This is a genomic window from Ensifer sp. 38_S197, from assembly GCF_056924495.1.
Map to the genome: position 1 here is coordinate 3,174,560 of NZ_JBXOVZ010000002.1, position 16,403 is coordinate 3,190,962.

The window sequence follows — 16,403 nt, forward strand, 5'->3', positions numbered from 1 at the left end:
CACGTCGAGCTTCGCGGCGCACGGATGTAGCCGCTGCCGGGCCATGTGCTCCGGATCCATCGACATGGGCCGTTCGTCATGTGTTTCCGTCACGAGCTGACGTGACGGAGTGCAACATCAGAGTTGAATAACCGGCGAAATTTGCCGCGACGCGGCGCGCCCGCGGATCGGAGCAGAAGCGCGGCCGCGCCCCCCGCTTCGCCCCGCACTGCGCCCGAAATCCCCGAAGTTTAACGTACGTTACGTCCGCGTAACCCTATGGCCGTTGAGAAAACCAGCAGCCGAAGCGACAATTCACGAGGCTAGCATCGGGCATCGACAAGCCACCGAAAATCAACCTAGCCGCGCAAGTCCCGAAATGAAGTGATGGCAACTCAACTTTCTACAGGGGATGGCAGTGAACCCAATTGACTTCTTCGTCGAGACGCTTCGGACCTATCCTCCCGTTGCCGTCTTCCTCGCCCTCGGCATCGGTTTCCTGATCGGCCCCATCAAGGTCGCGGGCTTCAATCTCGGAAACGTCACCGCCACGCTTCTTGCGGGCGTTCTCATCGGGCAGCTCGGCATCCAGGTTTCCGGTGACCTGAAATCCACCTTGTTCCTGATCTTTCTGTTCGCCGTCGGTTACGGTGTCGGCCCGCAATTCGTGCGGGGCTTGAGCACCGACGGTCCGAAGCAGATCGCCTTTGCGCTCTCCGTCCTGGTGCTCTGCCTCATCGTTCCCTATCTCTGCGCGCTGATCGCCGGGCTGCCGCTCGGCTACGGCGCCGGCATGTATGCCGGCTCGCAGACGATCTCGGCCGCGATCGGCGTTGCGACCGACCAGATCAATTCGCTCGGGCTGACGCCGGAGCAGGCCAAGACCTTTGCCGACCAGATCCCGATCGCCTATGCGGTGACCTATATCTGGGGCACGATCGGCTCCGCGATCATCCTCGCCCAGCTCGGGCCCAGGCTTCTCGGCATCGACCTTCCGGCGGCTTGCAAGGAATATGAGGCAAAGCTCGGCGGCGGCTCCGAAAACAGCGAGCCGGGCATCACCCGCGCCTATCACGATTTCGGGCTCCGGGCCTATCGCATCGATCAGGCGAGCGGCCTCACCGGAACGCCGGTCAGGAACCTGCTTCCCGGCATCCGCGTCTATGTCGAGCGCTTGCGCCGCGGCAACGAGATCATCGAGGCGGACGGTAACACCGTGCTGCAGCCGGGCGACGTCGTCGCCTTCTCCGGTCGGAGAGCCCTGCTTGTCGAGAACCTGGATTCCAAGCTGACGGAAGTCGAGGACAAGGAACTCCTCAACGCCGAAGCCGAGGTCGTCGACGTCTACGTGACCAACAAGGCGCTCGCCGGCAAGACGCTTGCCGACGTCAGCACCGAGGACTGGGCGCGCGGCGTCTATGCCCGCAAGATCGTGCGCTCGCTGGTCGAGATCCCGGTCCTGCCGGGCACCACCGTCGAACGGGGCGATATCGTCACCATCGGCGGCGCCAGGCGGCATGTCGAAGCGGCGATCAAGGCGCTCGGCTTTGCCGACCGTCCGGTTGAAACCACCGACATCGCCTTCCTCGGCTGGGGCCTCTTCATCGGCGCGATGATTGGTGCGCTGACACTGACGATCGGCGGCATCCCGATCGGCCTTTCGACGTCCGGCGGCGCCCTGCTTGCCGGCCTCGTGCTCGGCTGGCTGCGCACCACCTATCCCGCCTTCGGCCGGATCCCCTCGCCGGCGTTGTGGCTGATGAATACGCTCGGCCTCAACATCTTCATCGCCGTCGTCGGCATCGGCGCCGGCCCGGGCTTCGTTGCGGGCCTGCAGGAGGTCGGCATCTCGCTCTTCATCTGGGGCGTGGTCGCAACCTCGATCCCGATGATCGCTTCCGTCCTCATCGGCCACTTCGTCTTCCGCTTCCACCCGGCGATCCTGTTCGGCGCCTGCGCCGGCGTCCGCACGACGACGGCAGCGCTCGGCATGATCCAGGAGGCGGCCAAGAGCAAGGTGCCGGCGCTCGGCTACGGCATGCCCTACGCCATCGGCAACACGCTGCTCACCATCTTCGGCCTCGTCATCGTCATCATGCTCGCCTGAGGCGGGTCCGAAAACCAAACCATCGTTCATAATTCACAGGGAAGTGGATCATGTTGGACAGAAACTTCTACGACAGCATTTCCGACCTCAGCCCGTTCGAGATCAAGGACGAACTGATCAAGCTCGCCAAATCGAGCTCGCAGAAATCCGCCAAAGCTTTCCTCAACGCCGGCCGCGGCAACCCCAACTGGACGGCGACGCGCGCCCGCGAAGCCTTCTTCCTGCTCGGCCAGTTCGCGCTGACGGAAGCCAAGCGCGCCTATTACGACCCGAAGGCCGGCGTCGCCGGCATGCCGCCCCAGGACGGCGCGCATCAGCGCTTCCAGAAATGGGTGAAGAAACAACTGCAGGTGACGGCCGACGTTGATGATGAGGATGAAGGCGTTCCGCCGGCAAAGACCCTCCAAAGCGCGGTCGACTACGCCATCACCACCTTCGGCTTCGACGCGGATGCCTTCGTCCACGAACTGACCGACTCGATCATCGGCGACAACTATCCGGTTCCGGACCGGGCGCTGCACCACAACGAGATCATCACCCACGAATATCTGATGTGGGCGATGTGCGCCGGTCACCGGCCGGACGTGAAGTTCGACCTCTACCCGGTCGAAGGCGGCACCGCCGCCATGTGCTACATCTTCAAGGCGCTGAAGAACGCCCGCATCCTCAACGCCGGCGACACGATCGCGCTCGGCACGCCGATCTTCACGCCCTACCTCGAAATGCCGCAGCTCGAGGACTACACGCTCAAGACCATCAATGTCAGCGCCGAGCAGGAAGACCGCTTCCAGTTCACCGACGAGGACATCAAGGCGCTGGAAAACCCCGAGGTGAAGGCGCTGTTCCTGGTCAACCCCGGCAATCCGTCCGCCGTCGCCCTCGATCCGGATTCGATCAAGCGCCTCGTCGACCTCGTCAACAACAAGCGCCCCGATCTGATCATCCTCACCGACGACGTCTACGGCACCTTCGTTCCGGGCTTCCAGTCGCTGCTCGGCCATCTGCCGCGCAACACCATCGGCGTCTATTCCTATTCGAAATATTTCGGCTGCACCGGCTGGCGCCTCGGCGTCGTCGCGGTGGCTCAGGACAATATCTTCGACGAGCGGATCAAGGCGCATCCCGAGCCGATCCAGGAGCTTCTCGAAAAGCGTTACAAGGCGATGACGCCGAAGCCGCGCGAGGTGAAGTTCATCGACCGCATCGTCGCCGACAGCCGCGACGTGGCGCTGAACCACACCGCCGGCCTTTCGCTTCCCCAGCAGGTGATGATGACGCTCTTCAGCCTGGTGGAACTGATGGACGTCGAGAAGGCCTATCAGAAGGCCTGCATCGCCATCTGCGTCAAGCGTTTCTGGAACCTGATCGAGGGCATGGGGGTCGAGTCCAATCCGGGCATCTATTTCGACCACTATTACGGCATCATCGATTTCGAATTCTGGCTGCGCAAATATGTCGGGCAGGATGTCGTCACCTGGGTGAAGGACAATATCCACCCGCTCGACATTCCCTTCCGGCTGGCCGAGGACCACGGCATCGTTCTCCTGAACGGCTCCGGCTTCGATGCGCCAAGCTGGTCGGCGCGCGTTTCCTTCGCCAACCTCAATGACGACGCCTATTCGCAGATCGGCCGCGCCGTGCGCTCGGTCGCCCGCGGCTACGTCCAGACCTACCAGGCCGCCAAGGGTCTGAAGATCAGCTAACCGATCGAGGCGGCCGACCAGTCCGTGGCCGGCCGCCTCCCCCTACGGCGCAACTCTTTGAACGCTGCATGTTCTGTCCTGCAGAAGGAAACATGCAGTCGGGCGGAAGCAGACGCCCTATAGTCCAGCCACACCCAGATTTTCCGGCGGGATCCTGCCGGCAGTCGAGCAGCGCATCATCGGGCTGAAGCGCCGCTTCGGCCTGGAGTCGGGAGGAGACGCCGCGTGATCGATCACCTGTTCAGCATCCTGCGGGCGCATCCCGAGCTTGCGCTGTTCCTCGCGCTCGGCATCGGTTATGCGATCGGCAAGATCACCATCTTCGGCGTGACCATCGGCGCCGTCACCGGCTGCCTGCTGGCCGGCGTGCTCATCGGCCAGACGGGTGCCGAACTTTCCAACGACGTGAAGCAGGCCTTCTTCCTGCTGTTCCTCTTCGCCATCGGCTACCGCACCGGCCCGCAATTCTTCCAGAGTCTCAATGCCGATGCCCTGCCCCAGATCGCCGTCACGGTGGCGCTCTGCGTCGCAGCCCTCGCGGCCGCGATCCTTCTCTCGATCTTCTTCGCTTTCGATCTCGGCACGGCCGCCGGCGTGCTTGCGGGCGGGGCGACGGAATCGGCGACCGTCGGCGTCGCGATCGATACCTTCCGCAAGACGGCACCGACACCCGAAGCCGCCAGCCAGTTCGAATCCGCCGTGGCCACCGGCTTTGCGGTCGCCTATCTCGTCGGCGTCGTCACCGCCATCCTCATCCAGTCGCAGCTCGCACCGCGCATGTTCGGCCGCAGCCTGAAAGAAGCCTGCGCCGAACTCGAAGCCGAGCTCAACATCGCCCCTCATAACCGCGGCGACACCGCCCGCCGCGAAATCGAAGCGCGCGCCTTCGCGATTGCCGACACATTGGTGGGCCTGACCGTCGCGGAGGCAGAAGCGAAGGTCCCGGAGCATCAGAAGGCCTATATCGAGCAGATCCGCAGGGGCAACGAGATCATCTCCCCCGCCCCGAAGGAACGGCTGCAGGCCGGAGACATCATCGCGGTCGCGGGCCTTCGCGGTTTCCTGGTCGACTATGCGGGCCGGATCGGCACCGAGGTCGACGATCGCGAACTTCTCGACATTCCGGTCGAAATTCTCGACGTGGTGCTGACGAACAAGGATGTCGCCGGCAAACGCCTGTGGCAGCTCAAGCAGCAGCCGGAAGCGCGCTCGGTCTTCCTGCGCGGCATCCTGCGTGCCGGCCAGCCGATCCCGATCTTCCCCGGGCTGACGGTCCGCCGGGGCGACGTGCTGTCGATCGCCGGCGCCAAGCGCCATGTCGAGGACGTAGCTGCCGTGCTCGGTTATGCCGATCGCAAGACGACTGCGACCGACATGGTCTATGTCGGCGTCTTCATCTTCCTCGGCGGCCTCATCGGCATACCTGCGCTGAAACTCGGAGCGCTGGAAATCGGCCTCGGCGTTGCGGTCGGCGTGCTGATCGCCGGCCTCGTTGCCGGCTGGCTGCGCTCGGTCCGGCGCACTTTCGGCTTCGTGCCGGAGGCAACGCTCTGGTTCTTCGACAGCGTCGGGCTCTGCGCCTTCATCGCCTGCGTCGGCATCTCGGCCGGCCCGAGCTTCGTCACGGGCCTCGTCCAGTCCGGCCCGGCGCTCGTCATCGCCAGTTTCCTGATCTGCCTGATTTCCCACCTCGCGGCGCTCGCGCTCGGCCGCTGGGTGTTCCGCATGAACGAAGGCGTGCTCGCCGGCACCTGCTGCGGCGCCGGAACTTCGGCGCCGGCGCTTGCCGCCGTACAGGAAAGTGCCGGAAGCCAGGTGCCGACATTGGGTTATGGCCTCGGCTACGCGATCGGCAACGTGCTCCTGGCGCTCTGGGGGGCGGTGCTCGTCACAGTTCTCGGCTAGGGTGAACGGCCCCGAGGCGGCATGCTCGGCGCCGGGCTGCCGTGAGGTAAGGAAACTACCGCAGCGGCCACACCATCATCAGCGTCGGCACGCTGACGATGACGATCACGACGGAAAGCGGCAGGCCGAGGCGCGGATAGTCGCTGAAGCGATAGCCGCCCGGCCCCATGACGAGCGTATTGCACTGGTGGCCGATGGGCGTGAGGAAATCGCAGCCGGCGCCGATGGCGACCGCCATCAGGAAGGCTTCCGGCCTGTAGCCGAGTGCCCCGGCAAAGCTGGCCGCGATCGGCGCCATGACGAGAACCGTGGCGGCGTTGTTGAGAAACGGCGTTACGGCCATCGCCGCAAGCAGGATCAGGGTCAGCGCGCCCGCAGGCGGCAAGCCGGCGGCGACGGTGCCGAGCCATTGGGCGATGAGCTCCGTCCCCCCTGTCGTTCGCAGGGAATCGCTGACCGGGATCAGCGCCGCCAGCATGACGAGGATCGGCCCATCGATCGAGCGGTAGAAATCGCGCAAGGGAATGATGCGCAGAACCACCATGGCAAGGGCGGCCGCAAAGAAGGCGATCGGTACCGGCACGAGACCGACCGCGGTCGAGCCCATGGCGGCGGCGAGAACGAGGATCGGCAGCGGCGCCTTGCGCCTGGTGCCGAGCAGGATCTCGCGCTGGGCCAGCGGCAGACAGCCGAAATCCTGCAGGAAGAATGTCAATTCGTGCCGCGCGCCCTGCAGCACCACGATGTCGCCCGCCCTCAAGCGGATGCTGCCGAGCCGCTGCTTCAGCCTTTCGCCCTGGCGGCTGACGGCGAGCAGGTTGATGTTGTGCGTGTTGAAGAGTGCCAGCCGCTGGGCCGACATGCCCTCGAGCGGCGAGCCGCTGCCGACGACCGCTTCGATCGCCTCGATCTCGGACCCGGCCTTTTCGCGACCATTGGGCGAACGGTCGCCCGCAATCTTCAGCTTGGCTTGGGAAACGATGCGATCCAGCGCCGCATGGCCACCTTCGAACAGCAGAATGTCCTCGGCTTCGAGCTTGATATCGGGCAGCGGCGCCAGATGCAGGCCGCGACGGAAGATGGCGACGACGACGGCACCGCCGTCGCCGAGCTTGACCAGGTTGCTGAGCGGCTTGCCGATCGCTGGCGAGCCGGCGGCGACGACGGCCTCGGAAGTATAGTCGGTGATCTCGATCGCCTGCTGCACGGAGACCTGCTGGCTGGTGCGCTGCGGCACCAGCTTATAGGCGAAGAGCAGGAAGATGCAGCCGATGAGCGCCAGGGTCGCGCCGACGGGCGTGAAATCGAACATGCTGAAACTCTCGCCGGTCAGTTCCTGGCGAACGCGCGAAACGACGATGTTCGGCGAGGTGCCGACCTGGGTCATCAATCCGCCGATCAAGGACCCGAAGGCCATCGGCATCAGGAAGGCGGAGGGCTGAACGTTCGACCGCCGGGCAAACTGGAAGGCGACCGGCAGCATGATCGCGAGCGCCCCGATGTTCTTGATGAAGGCGGAAAGCACGGTGACGGTAATGACCAGCAGCGCAAGCTGCGCCCGCACGGACGAAATATTCGGCAGGAACCGCTGGATCGCCGCATCCACCACGCCTGAGCGCGCCACCCCGGCACTGACGATCAGCGCGCTGCCGACGATGATGACGATATCGTCGCTGAAACCGTCGAAGGCATGATCGAATGGCACGATGCCGACGGCCACCGCCAGCATCAGCGCCGAACAGGCGATCACGTCATATCGAAACCGGCCCCAGATGAAGAAGGCCATCATCGCGCCGATGACGATAAACGCGAGAGACTGTTCGGCGGTCATGCAGTACCCGGTCTACACAGGAAGGGACGGACGGAGAAATGAGCAAGGCACGAAGCCGAAACGCACGACCCGCCGGAACGTTCACGCGAGAAGTAACGCATCTTTCCCCGGACCGGAATTCGGCTCAGCGACAAATCTGGGTACGAAGGCGAAATTCACCCGTTACCGCCGCAGCCACCGCCAGGACGCTTGGAGCGATCACGGCGCCAAATCCCGGCAGGAGGTGTTGGCGCGCTGCGGCCACGTTTCCGACCGTCTGCGCCTGCGGAAGATCTGTCTCGTCCGACGCTCCGCCCAAGGTCGGCGCCGCCGAAACCCATGGCTGCCGACATGATTGCCCACTCTTGGATTTGCATCAGGAAATTGTACAATAGATCAAAGCGTTGCAGCGCGTTCCGCAATCCGTCCGAAGGCAAGGAACCTGCCTGCGCCTTCCGCAACAAGCGCCCCCGCAATTCGAGGATCGCAGCCATGAAACACGCCCTTGCCGCCTTCACCGTCGTTCTGCTTCTCAGCGGCTGCACCGCGGGCGGCTCGAGCTACTACGGCTATTCGACGAATCTCGAGCCGATCCCCGGTAGCATCACCTATGGCGGCCAGCCGCGCACCAAGCTGAAGAAGGCGCCGGTCGGCAGCATCGTGCCGCACCAGTTCATCGATCCCTATGGCCGGAAGGTCTATGAGACCTACATCATCGAACCCGACCGGTCCTTGCGCCTGACCAGCCGGCGCTGGCAGCCGGAATTCCTCTTCGACGACTAAGGCGTGTCGCGCAAAATTGCGTAGCGGTTTTGCGATAACGACATGCAAAATATCGTTACGGCAGGGAGCGGCAGTCTCCCCCGCCGAACTGGGCCAGCACCCAGGCCCGCAGCAGAAGAGTGGCCGGCCGGTCGGCCATCCTTGGGCTATAGACGAGATCGTAGCGGTCACTCTCGAGCGTCAGTTCGAAAGGCTGGACGAGAATGCCCGAGGCAAGCTCTTCCGCCACCAGCGTGAGACTGAGCAGGGCAATGCCCTGCCCGGCCACCGCAGCCTGAACGGCATGGATTTCATCGGTAAAGGATAGCCCCGCGCTGGCATCGACATTTGCGATGCCAGCCTGCTCCAGCCAGTGCCGCCACACCGGCGCACGGGCATCGTGGCGGCGCAGCGTTCCCCAGTCGTAGTGTATGAGCGTCATGTGTCCGAGATCGGCGGCACGCGCCGGTGCCAGCCGTGGCGTACAGACCGGGGCGAAACGATCGGCAAACAACGGTTCGATGACGAGGCCCGGATAGTCGCCGCCGCCCAAACGGATCGCCGCATCGGCATCCGCTTCCAGATCGACCGTCCGGTGGGAGGCGTCGAGCCTCAGCGTCCAGTCCGGATAGGCTTCGCGGAAGGAGCCGGCAAGCGGCGCCAACCGCTTGGCGACGAAGGCGACGGTGGAGGTGAGACGCGCCACCTTGCCCGCCTGTTGACGGCGAACGTCGGCAATCGCCTGTTCGAAACGATCGAGACCGTCGCGCAGCACCGGAAACAGCATCTTTCCGGCAGCCGTCAACCTCACCTGTCGCGTCTCGCGCTCGAAGAGCTTGACCTCCAGCAATTCCTCCAACTGTCGGATCTGGTGGCTGACGGCAGTCGCCGAAACATTCAGTTCTTCGGCGGCCAGCTTGAAGCTCAACCGGCGGGCGGCCGCTTCGAAGACCCGCAGGGCGCCAAGCGGCGGCAGCTTTCTCATCGCACTCCCCTCCAATGGATGAATTCAGCTCATCTATCGGCTGAGGAATCGTCCTTTGTCAGCCTGACTTCAGCCCAGCATATTTCCTGCAACAGCCAAGGCAACAGCGCCGAGCTGAGAAAATCTCAAGCATGAAAGGACAAGTCATGTCTCTCGAACAGGTCGTCACCAAGCCGGATCACTACGCACCCTTCCTGCTCTCCCAGGCGATCAAGGCCAACGGCTTCGTCTTCATTTCGGGCCAGGCGGCGATCGGCGACGACGGCGCGCTCGTCGGCGAAGGCGACTTCGACCGCCAGGCCGATCAGGCCTTCCGCAACCTCGACCGCGCGCTGAAGGCGGCCGGCTCCGGGCTCGACAGGATCGTCAAGGTCACGATCTTCCTGCGCTCCATGGAGAATTTCGGAAAGATCATCGAACTCCGACGCAAGTGGTTTTCCGCACCCTACCCCGCCGACAGCATCATCGAGGTCTCCTCGCTTTATTCGCCGCAGGCACTGATCGAGATCGAAGCGATCGCGCTCGACGGGGACCGTTGACATGAACGCGCCACAGATCCTTCCGTCTCCCGTTTTCACCGGGATCACCCTCAAGGGGCTCGACTTCACCAACCGCCTGTCGGTCGCGCCGATGACCCGCATCAGCGCTTCGGCCGCCGGCGTCCCGGGCGAACGCATGCTCAGCTATTACCAACGCTTCGCCCGCGGCGGCTTCAGCCTGATCACGACCGAAGGCATCTATACCGACAAGGCCTATTCCCAGACCTACAGGGACCAGCCCGGCCTGACCGACAGGGAACAGGCGGCTGCCTGGCGCCCAATCGTCGACGCGGTCCATGCGGAAGGCGGCCGCATTTTCGCGCAGCTCATGCATGGCGGCGCGCTGGCACAGGGCAATCCCCATCGTCCTGATACGGTGGGGCCCTCGGCCATCCGCCCGACGGGCACCCAGATGACCGGCTACCACGGCGACGGCCCTTATGCCTTGCCGCGCGAGATCAGCGAGGCCGAGATTGCCGAAGCGATCGAGGGCTTCGCCAATGCCGCTCGCCTGGCGATCGCGGTCGCCGGCTTCGACGGCATCGAGATCCATGGCGCCAACGGCTATCTGCTCGATCAGTTCTTCACCGACTTCTCAAACCGGCGCACCGATCGCTGGGGCGGCGACATCGTCGAGCGCCTCGGGCTGTCCCTCGAGGTCCTCAAGGCGGTGCGCGCGGCGATCGGCCCTTCCGTGCCGCTCGGGCTGCGCATCTCGCAGGGCAAGGTCAACGACTTCCGGCACAAATGGACGGAACGGGAACAGGGCGCCGCGAGGGTCTTCGACGCTTTGGCCGGGAGCCCGGCCGATTTCGTGCACGTGACCGAGTTCGAAGCCTGGCAGCCGGCCTTCGAGGGCGGAGAGGCCTCGCTCGTCGCGCTTGCCCGTCGCCACGCGCCGCGTCTCTTCCTCATTGCGAATGGCAGTCTGCACGATCTTTCGCGCGCCGAAGCGGTGATGGAAGCGGGGGCAGACATGATCGCGCTCGGCCGCGGCGCGCTCGTCAATCCCGACTGGCCGCGGCTCGCCGCCGAGCGCCGCGAGTTGCGCCCGTTCGAACTGCCGTTCCTCGCGCCGATCAGCGACATCAAGGACAGCGAGCTCGCTCTCTGACAATGGAGCGACGGGCGTGTCTCCTGGAAGACGCGCCCGTGGCTCCTATCGCTGCTCTGAAAGAGTGGCCGGCCCGAACGGCTACGACGCCGCCACGAAGCGATAAGTAGCTCCGCTGCGCTCGGCCCGCCCGATGCCCGGATAGGCCCAATGATAACCGAGCAGCGCCAACCTCTCCGATGCCGCCCGATCGATCAGCGCCTTGCGGTTCTTCAAGGCCAGCTCCGCATCCGTGTCGAAGCCGAAATGCCAGTCGGGATGCTCGAAGAAGACGATATTGCTGGTCACGGCGTCTCCGGTAATCACCAGGCCCTCATGCCCGGCGCCGTCGCCGCCTGAAAGCTGGAGCGAGATGTGGCCGGGCGTGTGGCCCCGCGTGTCGAGCACCTGCATGCCGCTGACGATTTCGTCGCCGGGCCTGACCAGGGTCAGCCGGTCCTGAACGGCAAAAAGGTCGCGCTGCGCGCCCTTGGCAAAACCATGCAGCACCTGCGGCATCACCTTCTCGAAATTCGGATCGGTCCAGAACTGCCATTCCGCCCCCGAGACGAAGTACTGAGCATTCGGAAAGGTGAGCTTGCCATCGGTTCCGACGGTGCCGCCCGCATGATCGGGATGGGCATGCGTCAGCACCACCTTCGTCACCTGGCTCGGGTCGATGCCGGCCGCCAGGAGATTGGCGTGAAGCTTGCCGGCACTCTCCTGGAAATGGGTGCCCGAGCCGTCGTCGACCACAATCAGGTCATTGCCGGTGCGGATGACCGGAATATTGGTGTGAAACGGCGCGCGTTCCGGCGTGCCGCCGAGGCGGCGCATGATGTCCGGCCGCTCCTCGGGCTTGGCATCCGGCAACACGATTTCGACAGGCAGCATCAGGAAACCGTCGCTGACGACGGAAATGTCGAAATTGCCATGCTGGAGGCGATGGACATCGGCGGCATAGCCGCCCTTCGGTAGCAGAAGTGAAGCAGCAAGCGCGCTGGAGCCCGCCAGGAATTCGCGACGGTCGATGCGGAAAGCGTCAGAAGGAGTGTGGGAGGCGGTCATGGCTCTGGTCCTTGGCTGGAGCAATTCGGGGATCTGGACGCGTTTGGCAATCGACCGGTGCCGCACTCGGCGACACCGGTCGGCGATGTCATGCCTTGGCAAAGGCCAGGAGATCGGCGTTGAGCTGGTCCTTGTGGGTGTCGGTGATGCCATGCGGCGCGCCGGCATAAATCTTGAGTTCGGCATGCGGGACGAGCTTCTTCGGCGCCCGTGCCGCCGCGTCGATCGGTACGATCTGGTCGTCGTCGCCATGGATGATCAAGGTCGGCACGTCGAACCTCTTCAGGTCCTCGGTGAAGTCGGTCTGCGAGAAGGCAACGATCGAGTCATAGGTGTTCTTGTGACCGCCCATCATGCCCTGCAGCCAGAAGCTGTCAATCATGCCCTGAGAGGCAACCGCGCCCGGACGGTTGAAGCCGAAGAACGGGCCGGCGGCGATATCGCGGTAGAGCTTCGAACGATCCTTGAGGCTCGCCGCCTGCAGGCCGTCGAACACCTCCTTCGGCAGGCCGCCGGGGTTCGCTTCGGTCTTGACCATCAGCGGCGGCACCGCCGAAATCAGCCCGGCCTTGGCGACCCGGCTCGTGCCGTGGCGGCCGATGTAGCGGCTGATCTCGCCGCCACCGGTCGAAAAGCCGGCGAGGAAGATGTCCTTGAGATCGAGCGCATTGATGAGATCGGCCAGATCGTCGGCATAATGATCCATGTCGTTGCCGTCCCAGGGCTGCGACGAGCGGCCATGGCCACGGCGGTCATGGGTGATGACACGGAAGCCATTGTTGGCGAGATGGAACGCCTGCGCTTCCCAGCTATCCGACGACAGCGGCCAGCCGTGGCTGAGCACGACGACCGGACCATCCTTCGGCCCCCAGTCCTTGTAGTAGATCTCGACGCCATCGCGGGTGGTGATGCGGCTGCCCATGGTCTTTGCTCCCTCAGTGCCGGAGACGCCGGCGGTTGATGCGGTTGTGGATGCGGCCTTGGCCGGCGTGTTCGTTGCGCTGACCGCGGCGGCGGTAGCGGCAGCACCAAAGGCCGCCGAAAGAACCGTGCGCCGTGAAAGGCCACCGGAAACGCTCGTGGAAACTGCTTTTGCCTGCGTCATTGTCCTCGCCTCTTGATCTCTGTTGCCCGGCTTCCATTCCGTGGAAGCGATGGTTGAATTGATAAATCGGCGGCCCTAACCTCTCGACCGGCAAACCTGACAACGATGGGGGCAGAAGTGACAAAACGACCGGAAAACGAACCGGCGGAGATCGGCATCGTCGTCTATCCGCGCGCCCTGATGTCGGCGATCCACGGCCTGACCGACATGTTCCAGGTGGCCAGCATGCAGTCGGCCGAACAGAGCGGAGTGGATGCTCCGCAGATCCGAATCAGCCATTGGAAGCTTCAGGAAGACGGCTCGGTGTCGAAATCGCGCGACACCCACCAGGGTCCCTCTTCGGGCCTGGTGGCACTGATCCTGCCCCCGACGCTGTCCGATCTGCCGGTCGGCGATCGCATCGCCGGCCTGCCCGCCTTCGTGCGGGAGCAGCATGAGCGCGGCACGACGATCTGTTCCGTCTGCGGCGGCGCCTATCTGCTGGCGGAATCCGGCCTCGCGGCCGGCCGCACCATCACCACGCACTGGTCGCACCAGGATCTGATCACCGGCCGCTACGGCAACATCCGCGTCGACACCGACAGGTTGCTGATCGACGAGGGCGACATCATCACTGCCGGCGGCATGATGGCGTGGATCGATCTCGGGCTGAAACTCGTCGACCGGTTCCTGGGAACCGATGTCATGCTGGCGACCGCGCGCTTCATGATCATCGACCCCGGCGCGCGCGAGCAGAGCTACTACAGCGTCTTCGCGCCGAAGCTCGACCACGGCGACAACGTCATCCTCAAGATTCAGCACTGGCTGCACGGCACCAACACCAAAGGCGTGACGCTGCAGATGATGGCGGAGCGCGCCGGGCTCGGCGACCGCACCTTTCTGCGCCGTTTCCAGAAGGCGACCGGTTTCAATCCCACCGAATATTGCCAGCGGCTGCGGATCGCCAAGTCACGCGACCTCCTGGAGCGTTCGCATCTGTCGATCGAGCAGGTCGCCTGGCAGAGCGGTTACGACGACACCAACGCCTATCGCAAGATCTTCCGCAAGATCCTCGGCCTTTCGCCGAAAGAATACCGCCTGCGCTTCTCCGTGTCGGACGGCGCCCGGCGAATGGCTGCTGGCGCGTCGAACGCACTGCCTGCGCTGTGATCGACATTCGCGTCCCCGCCGGACCATCCTCGTCGTCCGCCAGCAGGTTGGCTCGATGCTGCTCGCCGGCGCCAAACCCGCCGCGAAGACGCGCTGATGGGATGCGGCGTGATTCCGATCGTCTCCTGGAGCGTGCCCGTCATCCTCGGCGGCGCACCGCAGCTGAATTTTGTCGTACCCTGCGGCGTCATACTCGCCGCCTATGCCCTGTTGCTCGTCCAGGCTTTCTTCATCGCCACGCTGGTCATGCGTGATAGGCGCCAGATCCTCGCTGACACCGCCTGAGACGCGAAACGCGTGGGCCTTTAGGCGCGATCGAAACGCAAAAAACGCCGCGCGCCCAAGGGGGCGCGCGGCGTTTTCGTGCTCGTTCAGTTCAGACGCTCGAGCCCTCATCCCTTGCCAATGACGACAAAGACGATGCGGCGGATCGCTTCGGCAAAGCTGACGCCCAGCGCCATCGCCGCAATGCCGGTGACGCCCAGTGCGCCGATCCCCATCAGCTTCCAGCGCCTGACGTCGTCGGTCACCGGTTTCATCTCCGCGACGTCCGTACCGATTGCCAGGACCGACGCCTCGAGTTCGCCGACCCGATCGGCAAGCTGCTCCATGCGCAAATGCACGTTGGCATGGCTTGTCGCGGTCTTGTCTTCCGCGCGCCGGGCACCCTCTTCGATCCGGCGAATGGATTCCTGCAAGCCGCGCATGCCCGCAACCAATTCACCGAGCTGGCGGTGAACGGCTACATCGATTTCAACTGCGGACATCGGCGCGCTCCCCATGCCGGGCGCATTCCGCCCGTGTCCAGATTTCCGCCGCGCAAAGCCCGACGGCCGTGCGGTCGATCCGGTGTTGATCCGCAGGCGTCGCACCGCGCGCGCCGACGAGATCAGTTCCGACCACGCCCCGCAGGCCCGGAACACTGGCCGGTTGCGAAGTTCCACAACCTGCCTGAATCAAGGCAGGAATCGTAATCAAGGCGCCTTTCACCAGCGCGGCTCTGAGCGTCATTGTTCTGCCTTTCGATGAGGATGGCGAGAGAACGGGCACCGTCCGCACGGATCTCGTGGACGAGCCAGACGACACCGGCGAGCAACAGCCCGCCGAGGAGTAGCTTCAGCCAGGACAGCATCATTTCGCCCAGCCGAAACGTCGTGCCAGCCCATACCAGGTTTCGGAGAACACGCCGGCAACCAGGCCGACGCCAACCTCCACCACCATCTGGATGTCAGGATCATCGGCCAGCGCCGGACCGGTTTCAGGCGCCAGCAAACCCTTCGCAACAAGCAAGCCCGCGCCGTAGCGCAACACTATGCGGATCACCACGGCGCTCATTTCGCCCACCTCGCGACAATTGCAACGATTGCGGCGGCAAGGCGTTCGAAAGTCTTGCCAATGGACCTGAAAGCGGCGCTGTCGCCTTGACCTTTGCCCCCCGACCCCGATTTTCCGCGCCGAAGCACGACGACGACACCCGGCTCGATCGAGCCCGCCTTTTCCTGGCCCCTCTGGCCATATCCGGCTTCACGCAACGCCGCCTCGAATGCCCTGCCGTAGGCCTCGATCTTTGGACCATTTTCCCGGATATCACCGTTGATGATCACGCGGGATGCCGCATAGCGATAGCCGGTCGCAGCCTCGGAAAGACTCTCGCCCGTGTCGAAGTCGGCAAGCCGCTTGCCGGTAAAAAGGCCCTCCGCCATGCCGTCGAACAGGATGCGCACCGCCGTTGCCGTCTCATTCGCCTGATCGGGGACAGCCGCGACACCGAACTTCGCATAGTTCGCCCTGCCGGTGATCTGGGCCAGACCGCGCCCGCGATAACGCCACCCATCGTCGGCCTCGATATTGCCGAGCCGCCCGCCATAGATCCGGTTCGCGAGCTTTCGCGGCTTGCCGGCGTAAGGCTCGGCACTCGCCATCGTCGGGAACCGAGCGGGCCACACCTGCGTGAGCCGCTTCGCGGTGTAATTGAGGTTTTCCTCAACCGGCTGCATGGAGCCGCCGGTCTCGTGATAGGCGGTTGCGAGTATCGCGGCGAGATGGCAAAGGCTGACGCCGCGGCGCCGCGCCTCCTCGATGATCGCCTCGGCGCCCCTCTCTTGCTGCGCAGAAAAAGGTCTGCCGAGTGCCGCGCTGCCCCGTCGCCGGAGAGCGGCAAAGAATACCGACCGATTCATAAGTCACCTGTCTTGTGA

16 protein-coding genes are annotated in these 16,403 nt (G+C 64.3%); 8 read left to right on the plus strand and 8 right to left on the minus strand.

The features are described from left to right. Nucleotides 1–397: 397 nt before the first annotated feature. From aspT to AC1Z3V_RS28410, 3 genes are all read left to right on the plus strand, one after another. Nucleotides 398–2,086, plus strand: coding sequence for an aspartate-alanine antiporter (gene aspT, locus AC1Z3V_RS28400; protein ID WP_483503076.1), 1,689 nt, complete (start codon nt 398–400; stop codon nt 2,084–2,086). A gap of 50 nt (nt 2,087–2,136) precedes the next feature. Further along, nucleotides 2,137–3,789, plus strand: coding sequence for a bifunctional aspartate transaminase/aspartate 4-decarboxylase (locus tag AC1Z3V_RS28405; RefSeq protein WP_429807352.1), 1,653 nt, complete (start codon nt 2,137–2,139; stop codon nt 3,787–3,789). 225 nt (nt 3,790–4,014) lie between these two features. Further along, nucleotides 4,015–5,694 carry an aspartate:alanine exchanger family transporter gene (locus AC1Z3V_RS28410; protein WP_483503078.1) on the plus strand — a complete coding sequence of 560 codons (1,680 nt, stop codon included), beginning with the start codon at nt 4,015–4,017 and terminating at the stop codon, nt 5,692–5,694. Between the two features lie 55 nt (nt 5,695–5,749). Here the strand turns inward: AC1Z3V_RS28410 and AC1Z3V_RS28415 are convergent, their stop codons facing one another. Beyond that, nucleotides 5,750–7,525 carry an SLC13 family permease gene (locus AC1Z3V_RS28415; protein WP_429807345.1) on the minus strand — a complete coding sequence of 592 codons (1,776 nt, stop codon included), beginning with the start codon at nt 7,523–7,525 and terminating at the stop codon, nt 5,750–5,752. A gap of 471 nt (nt 7,526–7,996) precedes the next feature. Here AC1Z3V_RS28415 and AC1Z3V_RS28420 point away from each other — a divergent pair, with 471 nt between their 5' ends. Further along, a complete protein-coding gene (locus tag AC1Z3V_RS28420; protein WP_483503080.1) occupies nt 7,997–8,287 on the plus strand; it encodes a hypothetical protein in 291 nt (96 codons plus the stop codon). A 55-nt stretch (nt 8,288–8,342) separates the two neighbouring features. On the opposite strand, the gene AC1Z3V_RS28425 is transcribed toward AC1Z3V_RS28420, so the two are convergent. Next, nucleotides 8,343–9,266 (minus strand): LysR substrate-binding domain-containing protein, encoded by a 924-nt coding sequence (locus AC1Z3V_RS28425; RefSeq protein WP_483503082.1) that lies wholly within the window; start codon nt 9,264–9,266, stop codon nt 8,343–8,345. Between the two features lie 131 nt (nt 9,267–9,397). On the opposite strand from AC1Z3V_RS28425, the gene AC1Z3V_RS28430 reads away from it, so the two are divergent. Together AC1Z3V_RS28430 and AC1Z3V_RS28435 are read left to right on the plus strand one after the other, a co-directional pair. Continuing rightward, nucleotides 9,398–9,790, plus strand: a complete 393-nt coding sequence (locus tag AC1Z3V_RS28430; protein ID WP_483503083.1) for a RidA family protein — start codon at nt 9,398–9,400, stop codon at nt 9,788–9,790. A 1-nt stretch (nt 9,791) separates the two neighbouring features. Then, nucleotides 9,792–10,904 (plus strand): NADH:flavin oxidoreductase, encoded by a 1,113-nt coding sequence (locus AC1Z3V_RS28435; RefSeq protein ID WP_483503085.1) that lies wholly within the window; start codon nt 9,792–9,794, stop codon nt 10,902–10,904. Between the two features lie 81 nt (nt 10,905–10,985). On the opposite strand, the gene AC1Z3V_RS28440 is transcribed toward AC1Z3V_RS28435, so the two are convergent. Both AC1Z3V_RS28440 and AC1Z3V_RS28445 read right to left on the minus strand, forming a co-directional pair. Continuing rightward, on the minus strand, nt 10,986–11,951 hold the full coding sequence (locus AC1Z3V_RS28440; RefSeq protein WP_483503087.1) for an MBL fold metallo-hydrolase: 966 nt from the start codon (nt 11,949–11,951) through the stop codon (nt 10,986–10,988). 88 nt (nt 11,952–12,039) lie between these two features. After that, nucleotides 12,040–13,056: an alpha/beta fold hydrolase gene (locus tag AC1Z3V_RS28445; protein WP_483503089.1), complete on the minus strand. Its 1,017-nt coding sequence runs from the start codon at nt 13,054–13,056 to the stop codon at nt 12,040–12,042. 117 nt (nt 13,057–13,173) lie between these two features. Here AC1Z3V_RS28445 and AC1Z3V_RS28450 point away from each other — a divergent pair, with 117 nt between their 5' ends. Both AC1Z3V_RS28450 and AC1Z3V_RS28455 read left to right on the plus strand, forming a co-directional pair. Continuing rightward, entirely contained in the window at nt 13,174–14,205 is a 1,032-nt protein-coding gene (locus AC1Z3V_RS28450; RefSeq protein WP_483503091.1) for a GlxA family transcriptional regulator, read from the plus strand. Nucleotides 14,206–14,313: 108 nt separating this feature from the next. After that, entirely contained in the window at nt 14,314–14,490 is a 177-nt protein-coding gene (locus tag AC1Z3V_RS28455; RefSeq protein ID WP_483503093.1) for a hypothetical protein, read from the plus strand. 107 nt (nt 14,491–14,597) lie between these two features. Here AC1Z3V_RS28455 and AC1Z3V_RS28460 read toward each other — a convergent pair whose 3' ends face one another. From AC1Z3V_RS28460 to AC1Z3V_RS28475, 4 genes are all read right to left on the minus strand, one after another. Next, nucleotides 14,598–14,972: a DUF1515 family protein gene (locus AC1Z3V_RS28460; protein WP_483503095.1), complete on the minus strand. Its 375-nt coding sequence runs from the start codon at nt 14,970–14,972 to the stop codon at nt 14,598–14,600. Beyond that, entirely contained in the window at nt 14,959–15,216 is a 258-nt protein-coding gene (locus AC1Z3V_RS28465) for a hypothetical protein (protein WP_483503097.1), read from the minus strand. The genes AC1Z3V_RS28460 and AC1Z3V_RS28465 overlap by 14 nt, the downstream gene beginning before the upstream one ends. A gap of 120 nt (nt 15,217–15,336) precedes the next feature. After that, the gene (locus AC1Z3V_RS28470) at nt 15,337–15,540 is read right to left on the minus strand and encodes a hypothetical protein (protein WP_429807315.1); all 204 of its coding nucleotides are present in this window, start codon (nt 15,538–15,540) and stop codon (nt 15,337–15,339) included. Then, nucleotides 15,537–16,385: a hypothetical protein gene (locus AC1Z3V_RS28475; protein ID WP_483503099.1), complete on the minus strand. Its 849-nt coding sequence runs from the start codon at nt 16,383–16,385 to the stop codon at nt 15,537–15,539. The genes AC1Z3V_RS28470 and AC1Z3V_RS28475 overlap by 4 nt, the downstream gene beginning before the upstream one ends. Nucleotides 16,386–16,403 lie beyond the last annotated feature (18 nt).